At 72.5% G+C, this 19,478-nt stretch carries 19 protein-coding genes and 1 pseudogene; 12 read left to right on the top strand and 8 right to left on the bottom strand.

The window, feature by feature from the left end; all coding sequences use genetic code 11:
• Window position 1: 1 nt before the first annotated feature.
• The 3 genes from MTP13_RS06215 to MTP13_RS06225 form a co-directional block, all read right to left on the bottom strand.
• Entirely contained in the window at window positions 2-1,030 is a 1,029-nt protein-coding gene (locus MTP13_RS06215) for an aliphatic sulfonate ABC transporter substrate-binding protein (RefSeq protein ID WP_243570208.1), read from the bottom strand.
• 41 nt (window positions 1,031-1,071) lie between these two features.
• Complete coding sequence (locus MTP13_RS06220; RefSeq protein WP_243570209.1) at window positions 1,072-1,956, bottom strand: ABC transporter ATP-binding protein; 885 nt, start codon at window positions 1,954-1,956, stop codon at window positions 1,072-1,074.
• Between the two features lie 167 nt (window positions 1,957-2,123).
• Window positions 2,124-2,969 (bottom strand): exodeoxyribonuclease III, encoded by an 846-nt coding sequence (locus MTP13_RS06225; RefSeq protein ID WP_243570210.1) that lies wholly within the window; start codon window positions 2,967-2,969, stop codon window positions 2,124-2,126.
• 116 nt (window positions 2,970-3,085) lie between these two features.
• Between MTP13_RS06225 and cofE the strand changes: the two genes are divergently transcribed.
• The 5 genes from cofE to fgd all read left to right on the top strand — a co-directional run bounded on the left by cofE (window position 3,086) and on the right by fgd (window position 7,646).
• Complete coding sequence (cofE, locus tag MTP13_RS06230) at window positions 3,086-3,856, top strand: coenzyme F420-0:L-glutamate ligase (protein ID WP_243570211.1); 771 nt, start codon at window positions 3,086-3,088, stop codon at window positions 3,854-3,856.
• A gap of 93 nt (window positions 3,857-3,949) precedes the next feature.
• Window positions 3,950-4,678 (top strand): GntR family transcriptional regulator, encoded by a 729-nt coding sequence (locus MTP13_RS06235; RefSeq protein WP_243570212.1) that lies wholly within the window; start codon window positions 3,950-3,952, stop codon window positions 4,676-4,678.
• Between the two features lie 209 nt (window positions 4,679-4,887).
• Window positions 4,888-5,859 (top strand): TIGR03557 family F420-dependent LLM class oxidoreductase, encoded by a 972-nt coding sequence (locus tag MTP13_RS06240; RefSeq protein ID WP_243570931.1) that lies wholly within the window; start codon window positions 4,888-4,890, stop codon window positions 5,857-5,859.
• The gene (gene cofC, locus MTP13_RS06245) at window positions 5,856-6,587 is read left to right on the top strand and encodes a 2-phospho-L-lactate guanylyltransferase (protein ID WP_243570213.1); all 732 of its coding nucleotides are present in this window, start codon (window positions 5,856-5,858) and stop codon (window positions 6,585-6,587) included. Before MTP13_RS06240 ends, cofC begins: the two co-directional genes overlap by 4 nt.
• A gap of 30 nt (window positions 6,588-6,617) precedes the next feature.
• Window positions 6,618-7,646, top strand: a complete 1,029-nt coding sequence (fgd, locus tag MTP13_RS06250; protein ID WP_243570214.1) for a glucose-6-phosphate dehydrogenase (coenzyme-F420) — start codon at window positions 6,618-6,620, stop codon at window positions 7,644-7,646.
• Between the two features lie 94 nt (window positions 7,647-7,740).
• Here fgd and MTP13_RS06255 read toward each other — a convergent pair whose 3' ends face one another.
• From MTP13_RS06255 to MTP13_RS06270, 4 genes and pseudogenes are all read right to left on the bottom strand, one after another.
• Window positions 7,741-8,214: a hypothetical protein gene (locus tag MTP13_RS06255; RefSeq protein ID WP_243570215.1), complete on the bottom strand. Its 474-nt coding sequence runs from the start codon at window positions 8,212-8,214 to the stop codon at window positions 7,741-7,743.
• A 336-nt stretch (window positions 8,215-8,550) separates the two neighbouring features.
• Window positions 8,551-9,090, bottom strand: a pseudogene (locus MTP13_RS18275) (ABC transporter ATP-binding protein); the annotation flags it as partial.
• Window positions 9,057-10,148, bottom strand: a complete 1,092-nt coding sequence (locus MTP13_RS06265; protein ID WP_424221959.1) for a putative F420-0 ABC transporter permease subunit — start codon at window positions 10,146-10,148, stop codon at window positions 9,057-9,059. The pseudogene MTP13_RS18275 and the gene MTP13_RS06265, both read right to left, overlap by 34 nt.
• A 29-nt stretch (window positions 10,149-10,177) precedes the next feature.
• Window positions 10,178-11,233, bottom strand: coding sequence for a putative F420-0 ABC transporter substrate-binding protein (locus MTP13_RS06270; RefSeq protein WP_243570217.1), 1,056 nt, complete (start codon window positions 11,231-11,233; stop codon window positions 10,178-10,180).
• Between the two features lie 279 nt (window positions 11,234-11,512).
• On the opposite strand from MTP13_RS06270, the gene MTP13_RS06275 reads away from it, so the two are divergent.
• From MTP13_RS06275 to MTP13_RS06305, 7 genes are read left to right on the top strand one after another with little or no spacing between them, the layout of a single operon-like run.
• Window positions 11,513-12,463, top strand: a complete 951-nt coding sequence (locus MTP13_RS06275; protein WP_243570218.1) for an alpha/beta hydrolase — start codon at window positions 11,513-11,515, stop codon at window positions 12,461-12,463.
• Window positions 12,460-13,890, top strand: coding sequence for a dihydroorotase (locus tag MTP13_RS06280; protein WP_243570219.1), 1,431 nt, complete (start codon window positions 12,460-12,462; stop codon window positions 13,888-13,890). The genes MTP13_RS06275 and MTP13_RS06280 overlap by 4 nt, the downstream gene beginning before the upstream one ends.
• A gap of 3 nt (window positions 13,891-13,893) precedes the next feature.
• Window positions 13,894-14,868 carry an LLM class flavin-dependent oxidoreductase gene (locus MTP13_RS06285; protein WP_243570220.1) on the top strand — a complete coding sequence of 325 codons (975 nt, stop codon included), beginning with the start codon at window positions 13,894-13,896 and terminating at the stop codon, window positions 14,866-14,868.
• 38 nt (window positions 14,869-14,906) lie between these two features.
• Entirely contained in the window at window positions 14,907-15,734 is an 828-nt protein-coding gene (locus MTP13_RS06290) for an ABC transporter ATP-binding protein (protein ID WP_243570221.1), read from the top strand.
• Complete coding sequence (locus MTP13_RS06295) at window positions 15,731-16,564, top strand: ABC transporter permease (RefSeq protein WP_243570222.1); 834 nt, start codon at window positions 15,731-15,733, stop codon at window positions 16,562-16,564. The genes MTP13_RS06290 and MTP13_RS06295 overlap by 4 nt, the downstream gene beginning before the upstream one ends.
• The gene (locus MTP13_RS06300; protein WP_243570223.1) at window positions 16,561-17,400 is read left to right on the top strand and encodes an ABC transporter permease; all 840 of its coding nucleotides are present in this window, start codon (window positions 16,561-16,563) and stop codon (window positions 17,398-17,400) included. The genes MTP13_RS06295 and MTP13_RS06300 overlap by 4 nt, the downstream gene beginning before the upstream one ends.
• Window positions 17,400-17,798, top strand: coding sequence for a RidA family protein (locus tag MTP13_RS06305; protein WP_243570224.1), 399 nt, complete (start codon window positions 17,400-17,402; stop codon window positions 17,796-17,798). The genes MTP13_RS06300 and MTP13_RS06305 overlap by 1 nt, the downstream gene beginning before the upstream one ends.
• Window positions 17,799-18,273: 475 nt before the next feature.
• Here the strand turns inward: MTP13_RS06305 and MTP13_RS06310 are convergent, their stop codons facing one another.
• Window positions 18,274-19,350 carry an ABC transporter substrate-binding protein gene (locus MTP13_RS06310; protein WP_243570225.1) on the bottom strand — a complete coding sequence of 359 codons (1,077 nt, stop codon included), beginning with the start codon at window positions 19,348-19,350 and terminating at the stop codon, window positions 18,274-18,276.
• Between the last annotated feature and the right edge of the window lie 128 nt (window positions 19,351-19,478).

The raw sequence follows: 19,478 nt of genomic DNA on the forward strand, positions 1-19,478 counted from the left end.
CTTACTCGAAGCGCGACGCGTCGGCCTTGGCGGCGAACGTGTCGTTCACGATCGAGGCGAGCGCCTCGTCGACCTGCTGCTGGCTGGCGACGTCACCGAGCTCGACGAAGATCGGGCCGATCTTCTCGAGCACCGCGATCTGCGCGTCCCCGGGCACGTGGTCGATGTCGAGGTTCGTGCGCTCGTCGATCACCTTGGTGGCCACGGCGAGGTCGAGGCCCGCGACGTCGGCGAGGATCTGCGCGGTCTCCTCGGGGTTCTCCTCGGCCCACTGGCGGGCGTGCTCGTAGGCGTCGACGACGGCCTGGGCGACCTCGGGCTTGTTCTGGATGAAGTCCTCCGTGGCGTTCAGGAAGCCGTAGGAGTTGAAGTCGACGTTGCGGAAGAAGAGGCTCGCGCCCTGCTCCTCGGCGCCGGCCATGATCGGGTCGAGGCCGGCCCAGGCCTGCACCGAGCCGTTCTGCAGCGCGGCCCAGCCGTCGGCATGCTGCAGGTTTTGCACGGTGATGTCGGACGCCTGGAGGCCCTCGGCCTCGAGCGACTGCAGCAGGAAGAAGTACGGGTCGGTGCCCTTCGTCGCGGCGACCTGCTTGCCCTTGAGGTCGGCGACCGAGGAGATCCCGGTGCCGTCGACCGTGACGAGCGCGGCCCACTCGGGCTGCGAGAAGAGGTCGATGACCTGGATGGGCGAGGTGTTCGAGCGGGCCAGCAGCGCGGCGGAGCCCGCCGTCGAGCCGACCTCGATCGCCCCGGCGCGCAGTGCCTCGTTCGCCTTGTTCGAGCCGGCCGACTGCACCCAGGTGACCTCGAGCCCGGCGTCCTCGAGCCAGCCCTGGTCCTTGATGACGAGGCTCAGCGGGTTGTAGGTGGCGAAGTCGATCGCGAGGGTCTGGCCCTCGAGCGAGCCGGACTCGGTGCTGGGGGCCGGCTCGGCGGCCTGGCCCTCGCCGGCGACGCAGCCGGAGAGCAGCAGGGCGCTCGCGGCGGCGCCCGCGACGAGCGCGGTGCGGATGAGACTGGTGCGGGACATGTGACTCCTCGGGGGTGGGGTGCAGGCGGGGCCCGGCGCGCTCAGTAGGGGAACGCCGGGATGGTGCTGGTGGACTGGATGCCGCGGGCGGCCCCGTGCCGGTCGATGCCGAGCCCGTCGAGCAGCCGGCCGCGGAGCTCGGCGAGCTCGGCCGAGCCGCGGTCGCGGGGCCGGGTGCCGGGCACGACGACGGTCTGGCGGATGCCCGCGCCGGGCGTCGCGTCCTCCGCGGCGGGGCCGTCGGCGCTGGCGTCGGCGCTCGGCTGGGTGCCGAGCACGACGATGCGGTCGGCGAGCTGCAGCGCCTCGTCGACGTCGTGGGTGACGAGGAGCACGGTCGTGGGTTCCGCGGCGTGGATCTCGAGCAGCAGGTCCTGCATGCGCAGCCGGGTGAGCGCGTCGAGCGCGCCGAAGGGCTCGTCGAGCAGCAGCACGTGCGGCGAGCGGGCGAGCGCCCGGGCGAGCGAGGTGCGCTGCGCCATCCCGCCGGAGATCTCGCGCGGCCGGTGCTCGGCGAACTCGGCGAGCCCGACGAGCTCGAGCAGGCGGGCGACGTGCGCCCGGCCCGCGGCGCGCGTGGTGCCGCGGGGCAGGCCGAGGGCCACGTTCTGGGCGACGGTGCGCCAGGGCAGCAGCCGGGGCTCCTGGAAGCCGATCGCGCTGCGCGCGTCGTAGTCGGCGACGGGGCTGCCGGCGATCGTCACCCGCCCGCTCGTCGGCCGGTCGAGGCCGCCCGCGATGCGCAGGAGGGTCGACTTGCCGCAGCCGCTCGGGCCGAGGATCGCGAGGATCTCACCGGCCTCGACGACGAGGTCGACGTCGCGGAGCACCGGCCGCGCGCCCGCGGCGGTCGGGAACGCGCGACCGACGCCGCGGAACTCCACGGGCAGCGCGGCTGCGCTCGTGCTCGTCGGCGTCGCTGGCATCGGGGCTCCCGGGTTCCGGGCTCGCCGGAACCGATCGGCGGCGCCCATCGGGGGAGATCAGCGCGCAGGGCGGTGGTGGATGCCCCGACGGTACCCAGCCCGCGCCCGCGCTGTCAGCCCGTCACGACCCATGGCGTAACACGGGGCGTGCGGAGCCGGCGAGCTCGTCAGCCGAAGATCATCGGCAGGTCGCCGTCGTCGTCGCCGCCGAGGTCGAGCTCGACAAGCACCGGCACGTGGTCGCTCGGGGCGTCGCCCTTGCGCTCGTCGCGGTGGATCGACGCGCTCGTGACGGCCTCGGCGAAGGCCTCGGAGCCGAGGATGAAGTCGATGCGCATGCCCTCGTTGCGGGGGAAGCGGAGCTGCTTGTAGTCCCAGTAGGTGTACAGGCCCTCGGGCACGCGGGCGCGCACCACGTCGCTGACGCCGGCGTTCTCGAGCGTGAAGAACGCCTCGCGCTCGGCGGGGGAGACGTGCGTGGTCTGGCCGACGATCACGGTGGGGTCGCCGTTGTCGACGTCGAGCGGGGCGACGTTGAAGTCGCCCATGAGCGCGAACGGCACCTCGGGGTGCGCGCTGGTCTGCGCGCGGGTGTACTCGGTGAGCGCCGCGTACCAGTCGAGCTTGTACGTGTAGTGCGGGTCGCCGAGCGCGCGGCCGTTCGGCACGTAGAGGCTCCACACGCGCACGCCGTCGACGGTCGCACCGATCGCCCGCGCCTCGCGGGGCAGATCGGGGCCCTCGTGCCCCTTCAGGAAGCCGGGCATGCCGGGGAACTCGTGCTCGACGTCGCGGATGGGCGCGCGGCTCGCGATGGCGACGCCGTTCCACTGGTTGAGGCCGTGGATCGCGAGCTCGTAGCCCGCCTGCTCGAACGCCTCGTGCGGGAACTGCTCGGGCTTGCACTTGATCTCCTGCATCGCGAGCACGTCGACGTCCTCGCGCACCATCCAGTCGACGACACGGCCGACGCGGGTGCGGATCGAGTTGACGTTCCAGGTGGCGATGCGCATGGGATCCAGCGTATCCGCCGCGTCCGACGCCACCGGCACGGGCGGGAGCCTCCGACGGCGCGACTGCCGCATGCCCGGCTTTGCTGCCATGATCGAAGCCGAGCGAGGAGGCGACGATGGGATTCAGCGTCGAAGGCGTCGAGGGCATCGGCGAGATCACGGCGGGCGCCGATCTGGCGGCGATCATCGCGGGGGCCGCCTCGCTCGAGGACGGCGACATCCTCGTCGTCACCTCGAAGATCGTCTCGAAGGCCGAGGGGCGGATCGTCGAGGCATCCGATCGCGAGGCGGCGATCACCGCCGAGACGGTGCGCGTCGTCGCGACGCGCGAGTACGACGGCGGCGTCACCCGCATCGTCGAGAACCGGCAGGGCATCGTCGGGGCGGCCGCGGGCGTGGACGCCTCGAACTCGCCGGACGGCACGGTGCTGCTGCTCCCCGTCGACCCCGACGGCTCTGCGCGCGCGCTCGCGACCGGGCTGCGCGAGCTGACCGGCCGCCGCGTCGGGGTCATCCTCTCCGACACGCTCGGCCGGCCCTGGCGCGAGGGGCAGACCGACATCGCGATCGGCGCGGCCGGCGTGCACGTCTTCGACGACCTGCGCGGGCAGGTGGATGCCTCGGGCAAGGCCCTCGCGGTGACCATGCCGTGCGTGGCCGACGAGATCGCGGGTGCCGGCGAGCTCGTGAAGGGCAAGAGCGCCGGGGTGCCGGTGGCCGTCGTCCGCGGGCTCGGCCGCTACGTCGGCGATCTCGACCTGCCGGGGGCCCGGGCCATCCAGCGGCCCTCCGACCGCGACCTCTTCCGGCTCGGCGCCGACGAGGCGTACGACGAGGGGTACCGTGCGGGCTTCGACGAGGCGCAGGCGGAGGGCGGCGAGCGCTGAGCGAGGTGCGTGCCGCATCGCGCGCGCCACGGATCCGCAATCTTGGATCCAATTTGCGTGCCCGGCGCCCATCCATCCGCTAGCCTCGTCGCCATGAGCGAACGCGAGACCCGCACCGCCGGAGCGAGCGCGCCGAGCGCCGAAGCGCTGCAGAAACTGGCCGGTCGGCACCAGGCGGGGTACCGCTCGGTCGGCACGATGGCGTACGACATCCTGCGCGACGCGATCCTCGACGGCACGCTCGCCCCCGGCCAGAAGCTGCGGCAGGAGACCCTCGCCGAGACGATCGGGGTGTCGCGGCTGCCCGTGCGCTCGGCGCTCATCCAGCTCGAGGCCGACGGGCTCGTCGAGTTCCACGCCCGTCGCGGCGCCGTCGTGAAGGCCCTGTCGGCGGAGCAGGCGCGCGAGGTCTACGACATCCGGGTGCTGCTCGAGATCGACGCGCTGCGGCACTCGATGGACGAGATGACGCCCGAGCGGATCGTGCGGCTGCGCGAGCTCGGCCGCACGGCCGACGCGGAGGAGGAGGGCGCCGACTTCGTCGACGCCCGCACCCAGTTCTACGCGGAGCTCTACGGCGCGGCCGCGCGCCCGGTGCACTGGGAGATGATCGAGCAGCTGCGGCTGAAGGTCGGCCGTTACGTGCTCGGCTGGCGGCTCGTCGGCGGCGGCGATCACGGGCATTCGCACGAGGAGCTCGTCGCGGCCGTCGAGGCGGGCGATGCGGATGCCGCGGCCGAGGTGCTGCGCTCGCACCTCACCGGCGTCCGGGACGCCGTGCTCGCCATGCTCTCCGCCGAGGGCGGTGCCGCCGCGCGCTGAAGTGCCGCCCGGTGGGCGGCGGCGCGCCCGGCACGCGCCTGCGCCGCCGCGCGCGCTGACTCGGCCTGGGGGACCCACTTGCTTTTGGATCCAGTATCCGAAAGACTGTTCCCGCGGGAGGTGGACCCGCCTCGCGAGTTCGCTCGCGTGACGCCGGTACGACGACGCGTCAGGATGGAGGGGTGTCAGTGCACATCGGTTACGCCGCCATGCTCGAGCAGTTCCCTCCGTCCGACGCGGTCGCCTTCGCCGCTGCGGCGGAACGTCACGGCTTCAGCGGCACCATGGCCACCGATCCGTTCCAGCCGTGGTTGCCGCGTCTCGGCCAGGCCTCGCACGTGTGGAGCGTGCTGGGTGCGGTCGGCGCGGCAACCCGGGGCGACCTCGGGCCCGGCGTCACCACGCCCACGTTCCGCATGCACCCCGCGGTCGTCGCCCAGGCGAGCGCCACGCTCGCCTCGATGTACCCGGGCCGGCACTGGCTCGGCATCGGCTCCGGCGAGGCGATCAACGAGCACGTCGTCGGCGCGTACTGGCCCGAGCCGCCCGACCGCATCGCCCGCATGTTCGAGGCCGTCGAGCTCATCAAGAAGCTCTTCGCCGGCTCGATCGCCGGGCGCGACGTGCGCCACGCCGGCCCCAGCTTCAAGATGGAGTCCACCCGGTTGTGGACCATGCCGAAGACGGCCCCCGAGATCTACATCGCGACCGCCGGCCCCGTCACCGCGCGGCGGGCCGGCCGGGTCGCCGACGGCCTGATCACGCAGAGCGGGCCGTCGGAGCGCCTCGAGGTGCTGCTCGCGCGCTTCGCCGACGGCGCCCGCGACGGCGGTCGCGACGCCGCCACGATGCCCCGCGTGCTGCAACTGCACCTCTCCTGGGCCGAGACCGACGAGGAGGCGATGCGCAACGCGCTCGCCGAGTGGCCCATCGCCGGCATGCGCTTCGGCCGCGGCGACATCCGCTCGCCGTTCGAGCTCGAGCAGCTCGCCCGCACCGTGCGGCCGGAGGACTTCGCGGGCCGCATGGTCGTCTCGGCCGACCCCGATCAGCACCGCGCCGAGATCCAGCGCCACCTCGACCTCGGCTTCGACCGCATCTACCTGCACAACGTCGGCCGCAACCAGCTCGAGTGGCTCGAGGTCTTCGGCCGCGAGGTCCTGCCGGGGCTGCGGCCATGAGCGGCGGCGACTGGGTGGTCGTCATCCCGGTGAAGCTCTTCGCCGCGGCGAAGTCGCGGCTGCGCCCGCAGCTCGGCGACGAGCAGCGCGCGGCGCTCGCCCGCGCCTTCGCGCTCGACACGGTGGATGCCGTGCGCAGCGCCGAGCGCGTCGCGGAGGTCGTCGTGGTCACCGCCGAGCCCGAACTCGGCGCGGAGCTCGCCGCGCTCCCCGACGTCGAGCTCGTGCCCGAGGCGGGCGAGCCCGGCCTCACCGCGGCGATCGAGCTCGGCATCGCGCACGTCCGGCACGGCGGCGGGCGGCATCTCGCGGTGCTGCTCGGCGACCTGCCGGCGCTCCGCTCCGCCGCGCTCGACGGGGCGCTCGAGGCCGCGTGCGGCCACCGGCTCGCCTTCGTCGCCGACCTCGAGGGCACCGGCACGACGCTCGTCACCGCGCTCGCCGGCACGGGCCTCGAGCCCGGCTTCGGGCCCGACTCCGCCGCCGCCCACCGGGCCGCCGGCTTCGCCGACCTCGCCGCCATCGGCAGCATCGACCCCGGCCTCCGCCGCGACGTCGACACCGTCGAAGCGCTGGAGGCCGCGCTCGGCCTCGGCGTCGGCCCGCGCACGGCCGAGGTCGTCGCCGCCTTCGCCGACGAGGCGCTGCCGCACGCGCCGGCCGAGGCATCCGATCCGGCCGCCGCATCCGGTTCGGAAGCCCAGGCGGCCCCCGCACGTTCTCAGTGATCAGCAGTTCCCAGCAGAAGGAGACCAATCGTGACCCTCACCCTCGGGTACAAGGCCAGCGCCGAGCAGTTCGACCCGCGCGAGCTCGTCGAGATCGCCGTCGCCGCCGAAGGCCACGGCATGGAGTCGGTGTTCGCGAGCGACCACTTCCAGCCGTGGCGGCACACGGGCGGCCACGCGCCGTTCTCGCTCGCCTGGATGGCCGCCGTCGGCGAGCGCACCAGCTCGGTGAAGATCGGCACGAGCGTGATGACGCCGACGTTCCGCTACAACCCGGCGGTCCTCGCGCAGGCCTTCGCCTCACTCGGCCTGCTCTACCCCGACCGCATCATCGCCGGCTTCGGCTCCGGCGAGGCGCTGAACGAGATCGCCACCGGGTTCCGCGGCGCGGGCGAGCAGGACTGGCCCGAGTTCCGGGAGCGCTACGCCCGGCTCCGCGAGTCCGTGCGCCTCATGCGCGCGCTCTGGAACGAGGAGGGGCAGGTCAACTTCGAGGGCGAGTACTACTCGACCCACGACGCCTCGATCTACGACCGCCCCGAGACCGCCGTGCCGATCTACATCGCCGCGGGCGGCCCGCAGGTCGCGAAGTACGCCGGCCGCGCCGGCGACGGCTTCATCTGCACCTCGGGCAAGGGCGCCGAGCTCTACGCCGACCAGCTCATGCCCGCCGTGAAGGAGGGCCTCGCCGCCCGCGACGACGGCCGTACCTTCGACGAGTACGACCGGATGATCGAGATCAAGCTCTCCTACGAGGAGACCGAGGAGGCCGCCCTCGAGAACACCCGGTTCTGGTCGCCGCTCTCGCTCTCGAAGGAGCAGAAGCACGACATCACCGACCCGGTCGAGATGGAGCGGGCCGCCGACGCGCTGCCGATCGAGCAGATCGCGAAGCGCTGGATCGTCGGCACCGACCCCGACGCCGTCGTCGAGCAGATCGGCCAGTACATCGACTGGGGCTTCAACCACCTCGTGTTCCACGCGCCGGGGCACGACCAGCGCCGCTTCCTCGAGCTCTTCGAGCGCGACCTGGCGCCGCGGCTCCGCGCCCGCGGCTGAGGCCGCCTCACGCGAACTCCGGGCCCGGCGCGTGGGTGAGCGCGCCGGGCCCGGCCCCCGCGGCGCGCGGAGGCTCGGTTCCGACTCCTGCCGCTCAGTGCAGGCCGGGGCGGTTCACGCTCGGCGGGATCGCGCAGTAATCGTAGAAGTACCGGCTCGGTGCGCCCTCGTCGGAGAGGTCGACGATGACGTTCGCGCCGGTGTGCGGCAGTTCGTCGCCCGCGAGTGTCCAGGCGGAGAAGTGCCAGATGCCGCGTACCGCGTCGTCGAGGAGGCCCTGGCCGTCGACCACGAGCACGGCATCGGGCCCGGGCGGCGTCGCGGTGCCGACCGGCTCGCCCGCGCGGAACGGCTCGACCGTGCCGCTGCGGAGCTCCGCCTCGGTCACGGCGCCGAGCGAGCGGCGCACGACGTCGTCGCCGGATGCCGCGGCGATCGCCTGCGCCAGGGCGTCCGCGAAGCGGGCGGCACGCCCGGCCTCCGCCCCGTCCACCGCGACGAGGCGTCGCCCGCGATTCGCATTGTGCAGGAACTCGGCGGCGATGCCGTCGACGACCGATTCGCTCACGCTTCCAGGCTACGCGCTCGGGGTGCTGCCGGTGCCGGCCGGGACCGCGTCGGGGGTCGCCGCCTCCGCGGCCGCCCCGCCCGCGACCGCGACGAGCGGCCGACCGGTGATCGGGTGGTCGATGATCTCGGCGCGGACGCCGTAGACCTCGTGCACGAGCCGGGCCGTCAGGACCTCGCGTGGCGGGCCGGCGGCGATGACGCGCCCCTCGGCCAGCACGAGCACATGGTCGGCGTAGGCCGCCGCCTGGCTGAGATCGTGCAGCGCCGCGACGACGGTGAGGCCGCCCCGGGCGAGGCCCGCGAGCAGTTCCAGCGCGACGAGCTGGGCCGAGAGGTCGAGGTGGTTCGTCGGCTCGTCGGCGAGCAGCAGCTCGGGCTCCTGGGCGAGGGCTCGGGCGAGCGTGATGCGCTGGCGCTCGCCGCCCGAGAGCTGCCCGATCTGGCGTTCGGCGAGGTGCCCGGCGCCGCTCGCGGCCAGGGCGTGCGCGACGAGGGCGTGGTCGCGCGGTCCGGCGGGGGCGAAGGCGCCGAGGTGCGGCGTGCGGCCGAGCAGCACGGCCGCCGCGACGGTGAGCTGCGGGTCGAGCTCGGCCTGCTGCTCGGCGAGGGCGACGAGCCGGGCGCGGTCGCGGCGGCGCATCCGGCCGAGTTCCCGGCCGTCGAGGGCGAGCTCGCCCCCGTCGGTGCGCTCGATCGCGGCGATGAGGTGCAGCAGCGTCGACTTGCCGGCGCCGTTCGGGCCGATGAGCGCGGTGAGTGCGCCGCCCGGCAGTGTCGCGTCGACGCCGTCGATGATGGTGCGGCCGCCGCGGGCGAAGCGCACCCGCTCGAGATCCAGGGTCATGCGTTCCTCCTCGAGCGGAGCAGCAGCCATGCGAAGACCGGGCCGCCGATGAGGGCCGTCAGGATGCCGACCGGCAGCTCGCGCGGATCGAACAGGGTGCGCGCCCCGGTGTCGGCCCAGACCAGGAAGATCGCGCCCGCGATCGCGGAGAGCGGCAGCAGCGCGCGGTGGCCGGGGCCGATGACGAGCCGCACCGCGTGCGGCAGCACGAGCCCGACGAAGCCGATCGAGCCGCTCACCGCGACGAGCGCGCCGGTGAGCAGCGCGGTGCCGCCGAGCAGCAGCGCCCGGCTGCGGGCGACGTGCACGCCGAGCGCCGCGGCGCCGGACTCGCCGACGGCGAAGGCGTCGAGGGTGCGGGCGCTCGCGATGAGCGGCGCACCGACGACGAGCAGCGCGCCGCCCGCGATCGTCACGGAGGTCCAATCGGTTCCCGACAGCGAGCCGAGCAGCCAGTTGAGGATCTCGCGGTAGCTGTCGTTCGTCGCGCTCCAGAAGATGACGAGGCTCGTGATGGCCCCGAACACGCTCGTGACGGCGACGCCGGCGAGCACGGTCGTCGTCGGGGCGAGCCGGCCGCCGCGACCGGCCGCGAGGGCGAGGCCGAGCGTCGCGACGAGCGCCAGCACGGCGCCGCCGAAGGCCGCGAGCGGCAGCAGCAGTCCCCAGCCGAGCACGAGCACGACGACGGCGCCGACGGAGGCGCCGGAGGAGAGCCCGAGCAGGTAGGGGTCGGCGAGGGGGTTCCGGGTGATGGCCTGCATCACCGCGCCGCACAGGGCGAGGCCCGCGCCGACGGCGGCGGCGGTCAGCACCCGCGGCATCCGCAGCTGCCAGACGATGCCGTCGCGCAGCGGCGACAGCGTCGGCTCGCCGAAGCCGAGGTGCGCGGCGAGGCTCGCGAGCACCTCGCCGGGGGAGAGTTCGGCCGGGCCGAGCGTGACGGCGACGACGAGGGATGCGGCGAGCAGCACGAGCCCGACGAGGCCCGCCGCGAGGGCGCGACCGCCGCCGCGCCGGCCCGAGGCGCCCGCGTCGCTCGGAGCGGTGCGCGCCGCGTCGACCCCGGCCGGGCCCGTGGCCCGCACCGTCGTCTCCGTCCGCCCGGCCGCGCGCATCAGCCCTCCAGCGCCCCGAGCTGCTCGACGAGCGACTCGACGGCGGAGACGTTGCGCACGCCCGCCTCGGTCGCGGGGAAGTCGACGACGAGGAAGCGCTGCTGCGCGACCGCCGGGAGGGCCGCGGTCACCGGGTTCTGCTGCAGCAGCTCGATCTTCGAGGCGGCGGTGTTCCATGGCGCGTCGACGAGCACGATCACGTCGGGCTCGGCGTCGACGACGGCCTCCCAGCTCATCGAGGTCCACGTGTCGTGCACCTCGGCGGCGACGTTCTCGAGGCCGGCGGCGTCCATGATCATCTGCGGCGCGCCGATGCCCGCCCCGACGAAGGGGGTGTCGGTGCCGGAGCTGTACCAGAGCGCGGTCAGCCCGTCGGCGTTCGGCTCGACGGCGTCGAGCGCGGCGCGCTGCTCGGCGACGAGTTCGGCCGCGGCATCCGGCACGTCGAAGATCGCGCCGAGTTCCTCGAACTCGCGGAAGACCTCGTCGAAGGTCAGCGGGTCGGGCATGTAGCCGGCGCCCTTGCAGGCGGCCGGGGCGACGTAGCTCGCGACGCCGAGCGCGGCGAGCTGCGAGCGCTCGCCGGCGCCCTCGGCGGAGAGGTTCGACTCCCAGCCGGCGTAGACGAGGTCGGGTTCGAGCTCGAGGGTGGCCTCCTGCGAGGGCACCTTGTCGGTGACGGCCGGCACGCCGACGAGGGCGTCGGCGTACTCGTCGGGCACCGGCCCGTCGCTGAACGCCGTGCCGACGACGCGGTCGCCGAGCCCGAGGGCGAGCATGAGCTCGACGGTGGAGGACTTGATCGTGACGACGCGCTCCGGCGCGGCGTCGAAGGTGACCTCGGTGCCGCAGTTGTCGAGCGTGAGCGGGTAGCCGCTCGCGGCGGGGGCGGATGCCTCGGGCCGCTCGGCCGCAGCGGGCGCGGCGCAGCCGGCGAGCGCGGCGGTCGCGGCGACGGCGAGGCCGAGCGCGGTGGCGACGAGCGCGGGGCCGCGGAGGCGGGCGCTGCGGGCCGAGCGGCGGGGGCGGATGGGACGGGTGGGACTGGGGGTCATGCGGGACTCCTGGGCAGGGGCGAGCGATGGGGAATCCGACGAGGTCGGCGACTCGCGGCCCAATCCCGGACCACTGACACCGGGCAATCCCGCCCGGCCGTCGCAGAAGAGCCTAGCTCCGAGAGCGATCTCGGATCAATACTGGATTCTGGATCCAAGATACGACATGATGGGCTCGGCGGGCCCGATCGGAAGCTTCCGATCGACACCGCGGATGCCGATTCATCCGCCGCGTGCCGGGCCCCGCGCAAGGAAGCGTCGAGATCCGGGAGGACCCGCATGAGAAGCACAGGCGTCGAGTTCTACAGCGAGGGCGATCGCATCGCCGCCATCTGGCGCACGCCCGAGACGCCGGGCCCGTACCGGGCCATCGTGCAGGGTCCGGGCTGGCTCGGCCTCAAGGACGCGAAGCTCTACGTGCGCTACCACGAGGCGCTCGTCGCGGCCGGCTTCGCCGTGCTCGTCTTCGACTACCGCGGCTTCGGCGACTCCGAGGGCGACCGGGGCATCCTCTCGCCCGCGCGCCAGCTGCAGGACCTCGTGAACGCCGTCAGCTACCTCACCACCCGCGACGACGTCGTCGCCGACGCCATCGGCGTCTTCGGCACCGGCGGCACCGGCGGCGGCAACGCCGTGCTGCTCGCCGACGTCGACCCCCGCGTCAAGGCGGCCGTGAGCCAGGTGCCCGTCGCCGACGGCACCGACTGGCTGCACCGCATGCGCGAGGAGCACGCCTGGCTCGCCTTCCTCGCGAGCCTCGAGGAGGACCGCCGGCTCCGCGTCGCCAGCGGCCAGGGCCGGCTCGTGCACCCCCGCGAGGAGATCATGGTGCCGACCCCCGAGCGCCGCGCCACGAACATCAAGGCCGACGTGGACGACCGCATCCCCAGCGCCATCCCGCTGTCCTGCGCCGAGGAGATCCTCGCCTACCGCCCCATCGACGCCGCGAACCGCCTGCGCACCCCGCTCCTCGTGATCGGCGTCGAGGGCGACGCGACCACCCCCACCGACCACGCCGAGGCGCTCTACGCCGCGGCCAAGGGGCCGAAGCAGCTGATCATGCAGCGGCACACCACCCACTACGCGGCCTACGACCGCTACTGGGAGCAGACCACCCCGCTCATCGTCGACTGGCTCGACCGCTACGTGCGGCCGAGCGACGTCGTCGTGCGCACCACCACCTCGCCCGAGCAGGGCGAGGCCATCGAGCTCATGGAGGCACCGAAGTGACCATCGACCTCAGAATCGCCGGCGGCACCGTCGTCACCCCCGCCGGCCCCGAGCGGGCCGACGTGCTCGTGCACGACGGCCGCATCGCCGGCCTCGTCGGCCCCGACGTCGCGATCGACGCCGCGCGCACCGTCGACGCCACCGGGCGCCTCGTGCTCCCCGGCATGGTCGACGTGCACGTGCACACCCGAGAGCCCGGCTACGAGCACAAGGACGACATCCTCACCACGACCCGCCAGGCCGCGGCCGGCGGCGTCACCACCATCTTCGGCATGCCGAACCTGAAGCCGCCGACCGTCGACGTCGAGACCCTCACCGACGTGTTCGAGCGCTACGCCTCGAGCTCGATCGTCGACTGGAACCACAACCCGGCGCCGACGAAGTTCGACGAGATCGAGCCGATGGCCGAGATGGGCATCAACGCCTTCAAGATCTACATGGTCGTCGACACGGGGCGCACCTACCCGCACCCGGCCGGCACCGGCATCCACGACCACGGCCACCTGCTGCAGATCATGGACCGCATCGCGAAGACCGGCAAGCGCTTCATCGTGCACCCGCACGACCAGGCGCTCATGGACTACATCGAGGGCGAGGTGCTCGCCCGCGGCGAGAACACGCCGCAGGGCTACGCCTCCGCGTACGCCGCCCGCGAGGGCGTCATCTGGGACACGGCGATCGACGTCGTGCTGCGGCTCGCCGAGGCATCCGGATGCCCCGTGCACATCGCGCACATCCAGACCCGCCGCTCGATCGAGGCGGTGCGCCGCGCGAAGGCCGCCGGCATCGACGTCACCTGCGAGGTGAACCACTGGGCGCCGTTCCTCTCCACATGGAACGACGTCGAGACCCTCGGCCCGTACGCCCTCTCCTACTGGGTGCCCGACGACAACCGGGCCGCCATCTGGGAGGGCATGCGCGACGGCACCATCGACATCGCGAGCTCCGACCACGCGCCGCACACGCGCGAGGAGAAGGAGATCGGCTGGACCGAGATGTGGAGCGCGCACACCGGCACGCCCGGCATCCAGTACTACTACGAGCTCATGCTCGACGCCGTGAACCGCGGCGAGCTGACCCTCGAGCGGGCCGTCGACATGGTCGCGACCATCCCCGCCGACAAGTTCGGCCTCGCCGGCGTCAAGGGCACCATCCAGGTCGGCGCCGACGCCGACCTCGTCATCGCCGACCCGGCCCACGAGTGGACGATCACGAACGACGACGTGCTCTCGAAGATCGGCTGGACCCCGTACGACGGGCGCACCATCAGCGCCCGCATCGAGCGCACCCTCGTGCGCGGCCAGGACGTGTACGCCGACGGCGAGGTCGTCGGCGCCCCCGGTCACGGAAAGCTCGCGGCCGCCCCGGCCGCAGCACATGCGGCACGCGCCGCCGAACCCGCGCTCGCCGCGAATGAAGGGAACTGACACATGAAATTCGGACTGCTGCTGCCGCACTTCGGCGAAGAGGCGAGCAAGGAGAAGCTGCTCGAGGGCTCGAAGCGCGCCGAGGAGCTCGGCTTCGACTCCGTCTGGGTGCGCGACCACCTGGTGTTCGAGCCGCACGGCGAGATGGAGAAGCCGAACCGCACCTTCTACGACGCGCTCACGACGCTCACCGCGATCGGCGCCGTCACCGAGAAGCTCGAGCTCGGCACGGGCTCGCTCATCCCGTTCCGCCACCCGCTCGTCACCGCCCTCATGGCCGGCACGATGACCCAGCTGCTCGGGCCGCGCCTCATCCTCGGCTTCGGCGCCGGCACCTTCGACCACGAGTTCGAGGCGATCGGCTGGGGCGACCTCAACCGCGTCGACATGGTGCGCTCGAACGCCGAGATCCTGAAGCGGGTCTTCACCGAGAACGACGTCACCTACGACGACGGCATCTTCTCCTTCGAGAACGTCACGATCGAGCCGAAGCCCGTCGGCGGGAGCGTGCCGTTCTGGTACTGCGGCGCGACGCCGCGCTCGGCGCGCCTCGCGGCCGAGTACGCCGACGGCTGGATGCCGGGCCGCATCTCGCTCGCGTCGATGGCCAAGCGCATCGACGTCATGAAGGAGATGACGGACGCCTCGGGCCGCCCGATGCCGACCGTCGCCGTCATCCCGCCGACCTCGATCGAGGAGACCCGCGAGGAGGCGCTCAAGCACGTGAACGTGCCCGGCCTGCTCGCCTGGGCCAACAAGGCCAAGTTCGCCGTGAAGCCGCCGTCGGGTAGCTTCGAGACCGTCGAGGACCTGGAAGGCCAGCTCATCGTCGGCAACCCCGATGAAGCGGTCGCCGAGCTCAAGAAGTTCGAGGCGACGGGCGTCGAGCACGTCGTGTTCGACTTCCGGTTCAAGTTCGACAAGTTCTTCGACCAGATCGAGCTGCTCGGCAGCGAGGTGCTGCCGAAGATGCGCTGACGCGGCAGCTCCGCCGCGCCCCCGAAATGGAGAATGAGATGACGACGACGTCAATCGAACGGAACGAGGCGGGTGCGCCGCTGATCTCGGTGCGCGACCTGTCGGTGAGCTACGACGTAGCGCGAACGGGCAAGCGGCTGACGGCCATCGAGGGCGTGGACCTCGACGTGCACGAGGGTGAGTTCATCACCGTGCTCGGGCCGTCGGGGTGCGGCAAGACGACGTTCATGAACGTCGTCGCGGGACTGGTGAAGCCGACGACGGGCACGGTGCTCGTCGGCGGCTCGCCGGTCACCGGGCCCGGGCCGGACCGCGCGGTCGTGTTCCAGGACTACGCGCTGCTGCCGTGGCGCACGGTCTTCGACAATGTGAAGTTCGGCCTCGAGATGCAGAAGGAGCTGAAGGGCGCCGGCTGGCGGGAGCGCGTGCAGGACGCGATCGAGCTCGTCGGGCTCGCCGGCTTCGAGCAGTCCTACCCGCGGGAGCTCTCCGGCGGCATGCAGCAGCGCGTGGGCCTCGCCCGCGCGGTCGTGGCGGAGCCGCGCATCCTGCTGATGGACGAGCCGCTCGGCGCCGTCGACGCCCTCACCCGCGAGGTGATGCGCGACGAGATCGAGAAGCTCATGGCGGCCACCGGCAAGACGGTGCTGTTCATCACGCACTCCATCGAGGAGGCCATCCTGCTCGGCGACCGGATCGTGGTGTTCAAGAGCCACCCCGGTGCCATCAAGGAGATCATCGAGACCGGGCTCGAGCGCCCGCGCTCCGAGCGCAGCATCCAGCACGATCCGCGCTTCCTCGAGCTGCGCGACCACCTCTGGGACGCCCTGCAGGGCGAGGCCACGGCGGCGGCGGTCTCGAAATGAGCGCCTTCCTCGCCGCCGGGCCGAACCTCGGCCGGGGCGGCATCGGCGCCTGGCTCGCCGGACTCAGTCCGGCGGGCAAGGCGGGCGTGCTCGCGATCGAGGTCGTGGTCATGCTCGTCGTGTGGCAGCTCGTCGTCGGGGTGTTCGGCTGGATCAACCCCGTGTTCCTGCCGCCGCCCACCGCCATCGCGCAGGGCTTCGTCGAGCTCGTCTCGGGCGGGATGCTGTGGCCGAACATGCTGATCTCGGCGCAGGCATGGCTCATCGGCTTCGCGATCGCCGCGGTGATCGCCATCCCGGTCGGCCTGCTGATGGGCAGCTCGCTGCCCATGGACCGGGTCGTCGGGCCGATCGCGTGGACGATCTACGCGACGCCGACGATCGCGTACCAGCCGCTCGCGAAGGCGTGGTTCGGCTTCGGGATCGGGCCGGTGATCTTCCTGGTCGCCGTCAGTGCGCTGTTCCCGATCCTGCTGAACGTGGCGGCGGGCATGCGCACCACGAACGCCTCGATCATCCGCGCGGGCAAGGTGTACGGCGCGAGCCGCACGCAGCTGTACCGCTCGGTGTACCTGCCGTCGACGGTGCCGTTCCTCTTCGCCGGGCTCCGGCAGGCGGTCGTGCTCGCGACGATCGGCATGGTCGTCGCCGAGCTCGCCGGTTCGGCCTCGGGCATGGGCGCGCTCATCATCAAGGCGGCCAACACGTACCAGACCGACCAGGCGTTCGCCGCGATCGCGATCGTGGTGGCGTGGAGCGTCGGGATGACCCAGGTGGTGACCCTCGTCGAACGATGGGTCGCCCCGTGGACGAGGAAGGGCCGGCGATGACCGTCACCAGTGCGACCGGCACGATGCGCATCGTGCGCCCCCGGCGGGTGATCCGACGGAGCGAGGCCAAGTGGACCTGGCTGCTCGTCGGCGTCATCGCCGCCATCCTGCTGATCTGGGAGGCCGCGGTCAGCTGGCTGCAGCTCATCCCGGCGTCGTTCCTGCCGCCGCCCACGGCCATCGCGGTGTCGTTCGGCAAGCTGCTCGTCGACCCGGAGTTCTGGGGCGCGTTCGGCTACAGCCTCGGCAACGTCGCGATCGGCCTCGTCATCGCCGTCGTGGTCGGCGTCACCGTCGGCCTCGCGGTCGGCTGGTCGCCGGTGCTGCGCTTCACCGTCGCGCCGTTCCTCTGGCTCCTGTACTCGACGCCGAAGGTGGCGCTCGCGCCGCTGTTCATCCTCGGCCTCGGGCTCGGCAGCGAGTCGAAGATCGCGTTGGTGTTCCTGCTCGCGGTGTTCCCGATCATCCTGAACACGATGGAGGGCGCCGTCACGGTCAGCACTTCGCTCGTGAACGCGGGGCGGGTGTACGGCGTCAACGGCGTCGCCCTCGGCTGGAAGATCATCGTCCCGGCGACGCTGCCGTACAGCCTGTCGGGCATCCAGCGCGGTGCCGCGCTGGGGTTCACCGGCGAGGTGCTCGGCGAGTTCCTCGGCGGCACGGGCGGGCTCGGGCACATGCTCGAGTACGCCGCCTACCAGTTCCAGATGGATGACGCGATCGCCATGGTCATCGTGATGGTGATCATCGCGAACCTGACGCTGCTGCTCATCTCCACCCTGCGGCGCCGCCTGGCGCCGTGGTACGACGACCGGAAGATCGCGGGGGCCTCCTGATGCACAAGCAGATCGTCATCCCCGAGGGCGTGTACCCGCCCACGGCGGACTTCAGCCAGGCGATCCGGGTCTCCGGCGGCGACCTGGTGTTCCTCAGCGGGATCATCGGCATGCGGCCGGACGGCACGATGCCCGCCGAGCCCGCGGCGCAGATCGAGCTCGCCTTCGAGAACCTCGTGAAGGTGCTCGAGGCGGCCGGGGCGACGGCGGCGGATGTCGTGAAGGTGAACGTGTTCGTGCGGGACGACTTCCAGCTCGTGCGCGACGAGCTGCGGGCCATCCGCGCCCGGTACTTCACGCACGACTTCCCGGTGTCGACGCTGATCCAGGTCGCCGGCTTCGCCGGGCCGGACTACCGCTTCGAGATCGAGGCGATCGCGGCGGTGCCCTCGGGCTGAGTCGCGGCGCGCCGCTCGTGGCGAGAGACTGCCGGCCCCCGTTTCATGCGCGATGACGGGGGCCGGCTTCGTCGTGCCCGCCCGGTGCACCCCCGCCCGCGCCCTCCCTCTCACCCGGCTCCCTCTCACCCGGCAAGACGGCACGATTTGCGGGTGGCGGCGCCCGCGCACCCGCGAATAGTGCCGTCTTGCCGGCACGAGGTCGGCCGCGATCGGGGAGGGGATGCCGCGTCCGTCGCGCGCCTGCGCCACTGCGAGGCATCCACCGCCGCCGGACGCGGCCCCTCCCCGCCTCCGCCAGGCAAGACGTCACTATCGGTGGGTGGCGGCGCCCGCGCACCCGCGAATAGTGCCGTCTTGCCGGGTAGGGGGCGGGGGATGCCGGGCGGGCGGGCCGGGGCCCGCCGCCGGACACGACGGAGCCCCCGCCGTCATGCGCTGCGGCGGGGGCTCCGAGGATCGGGATGGAACCCGATCAGGGGTACGGCAGGGTGGCCGGCGGGTCGTTCTCGACGCCGACGAGCTCCTGGGCCTTCTCGAGGTACGCGAGCTGCCCCGCGTCGAACTCGAGCGGCTCGAGCGACTGCGTCTCGATCGTGGTGTCCCACGCGTCCTGGTCGAAGTACAGGTTCGAGCAGGCGAGGTGCCCGTCGAGCACCCACACGCTGTCCGAGCCTCGGAGCGCCGAGACGTCGAAGTCGTTCGCCTCGTAGATGTCGAGGATCTCGTCGACGTTCTCAGGGAACTCGCCCGGCGCCGGGGCGGTCATGAAGTCCGCCGCCTTCAGCGTCGCGCGGAGGAACCGCACGAGCGTGTTCGGGTTCTTCTGCGCCCAGTCGGTGCCGGCGACCTGCACGTCGTTCGCCCAGTTGCGCAGCGCCTCGACGATGATGTTCGCCCCGTGCTCCTCGAGCGCGGGGCGGTCATCGGTGTAGAAGGGCTGCAGGCTGATGCGGTCGTTGATGAAGAACTCGGTCCAGGACTCCGAGCCGGGGCCGGGGTACACGACCTCGACGTTCACGGTGTCGAGGTCCCAGCCCTCTTCCTTCAGCACCAGCTTGCGCTGGAACTCGGCCGGGTCGCCGGGGGTGCCGGCGAGCGTGACCGTCGTGCCGTCGAGGTCCTCGACCGACTCGATGCCCTTCTGCACCGCGAAGTCGAAGTTCTGCCGGCAGTAATGCCCGCCGACGAGGTCGATCGGGACGCCGCCCCGGATCGCCTCGATGACGGTGCCGGTCGACTCGACGCCGATGTCGGCGCTGCCCGACGCGACGGCCGCGGTGACGTTGTCGGCGGTGATGACCTCGACGGTGAGGCCCTCCTCCTCGTAGTAGCCGAGGTCCGTGCCGAGCACGTACATCGAGTACATGGTGATGTCGGGGAAGGGGATGGCGACCGTGATGTCGGTGTCCTCGGCGGGGCCGGGCTCGCCGTCGCCGAGGTCGACCGGGCCGGACGGCGCCGGTGCGGCGGAGCTGCAACCGACGAGCAGCGCCAGTGCTGCGATGCCGGCTGCAGCCGCCAGGCTGCTGCGGGGGATGGATTTGCGCATGACTCTCCATTCTTGGCGGGATAGACCCTCGCGGTCGGATCCCGCGGGAACGGCACCGTCCGCGAGTATGGATACGGTATCCAATCTGCGTCAGGCTGTCCATGCCTTCTTTCCGGAGGGCGAGTGGT

The sequence above is a fragment of the Agromyces soli genome, from assembly GCF_022811605.1.
Taxonomy (GTDB): Bacteria; Actinomycetota; Actinomycetes; order Actinomycetales; family Microbacteriaceae; genus Agromyces; species Agromyces soli.

Excerpts from the sequence above, each read along its gene's own strand:
- MTP13_RS06215 (WP_243570208.1), bottom strand. The coding sequence starts at position 1,030 with ATGTCCCGCACCAGTCTCATCCGCACCGCGCTCGTCGCGGGCGCCGCC.
- MTP13_RS06220 (WP_243570209.1), bottom strand. The coding sequence starts at position 1,956 with ATGCCAGCGACGCCGACGAGCACGAGCGCAGCCGCGCTGCCCGTGGAG.
- MTP13_RS06225 (WP_243570210.1), bottom strand. The coding sequence starts at position 2,969 with ATGCGCATCGCCACCTGGAACGTCAACTCGATCCGCACCCGCGTCGGC.
- cofE (WP_243570211.1), top strand. The coding sequence starts at position 3,086 with ATGGGATTCAGCGTCGAAGGCGTCGAGGGCATCGGCGAGATCACGGCG.
- MTP13_RS06235 (WP_243570212.1), top strand. The coding sequence starts at position 3,950 with ATGAGCGAACGCGAGACCCGCACCGCCGGAGCGAGCGCGCCGAGCGCC.
- MTP13_RS06240 (WP_243570931.1), top strand. The coding sequence starts at position 4,888 with ATGCTCGAGCAGTTCCCTCCGTCCGACGCGGTCGCCTTCGCCGCTGCG.
- cofC (WP_243570213.1), top strand. The coding sequence starts at position 5,856 with ATGAGCGGCGGCGACTGGGTGGTCGTCATCCCGGTGAAGCTCTTCGCC.
- MTP13_RS06270 (WP_243570217.1), bottom strand. The coding sequence starts at position 11,233 with ATGACCCCCAGTCCCACCCGTCCCATCCGCCCCCGCCGCTCGGCCCGC.
- MTP13_RS06275 (WP_243570218.1), top strand. The coding sequence starts at position 11,513 with ATGAGAAGCACAGGCGTCGAGTTCTACAGCGAGGGCGATCGCATCGCC.
- MTP13_RS06285 (WP_243570220.1), top strand. The coding sequence starts at position 13,894 with ATGAAATTCGGACTGCTGCTGCCGCACTTCGGCGAAGAGGCGAGCAAG.
- MTP13_RS06290 (WP_243570221.1), top strand. The coding sequence starts at position 14,907 with ATGACGACGACGTCAATCGAACGGAACGAGGCGGGTGCGCCGCTGATC.
- MTP13_RS06295 (WP_243570222.1), top strand. The coding sequence starts at position 15,731 with ATGAGCGCCTTCCTCGCCGCCGGGCCGAACCTCGGCCGGGGCGGCATC.
- MTP13_RS06300 (WP_243570223.1), top strand. The coding sequence starts at position 16,561 with ATGACCGTCACCAGTGCGACCGGCACGATGCGCATCGTGCGCCCCCGG.
- MTP13_RS06305 (WP_243570224.1), top strand. The coding sequence starts at position 17,400 with ATGCACAAGCAGATCGTCATCCCCGAGGGCGTGTACCCGCCCACGGCG.
- MTP13_RS06310 (WP_243570225.1), bottom strand. The coding sequence starts at position 19,350 with ATGCGCAAATCCATCCCCCGCAGCAGCCTGGCGGCTGCAGCCGGCATC.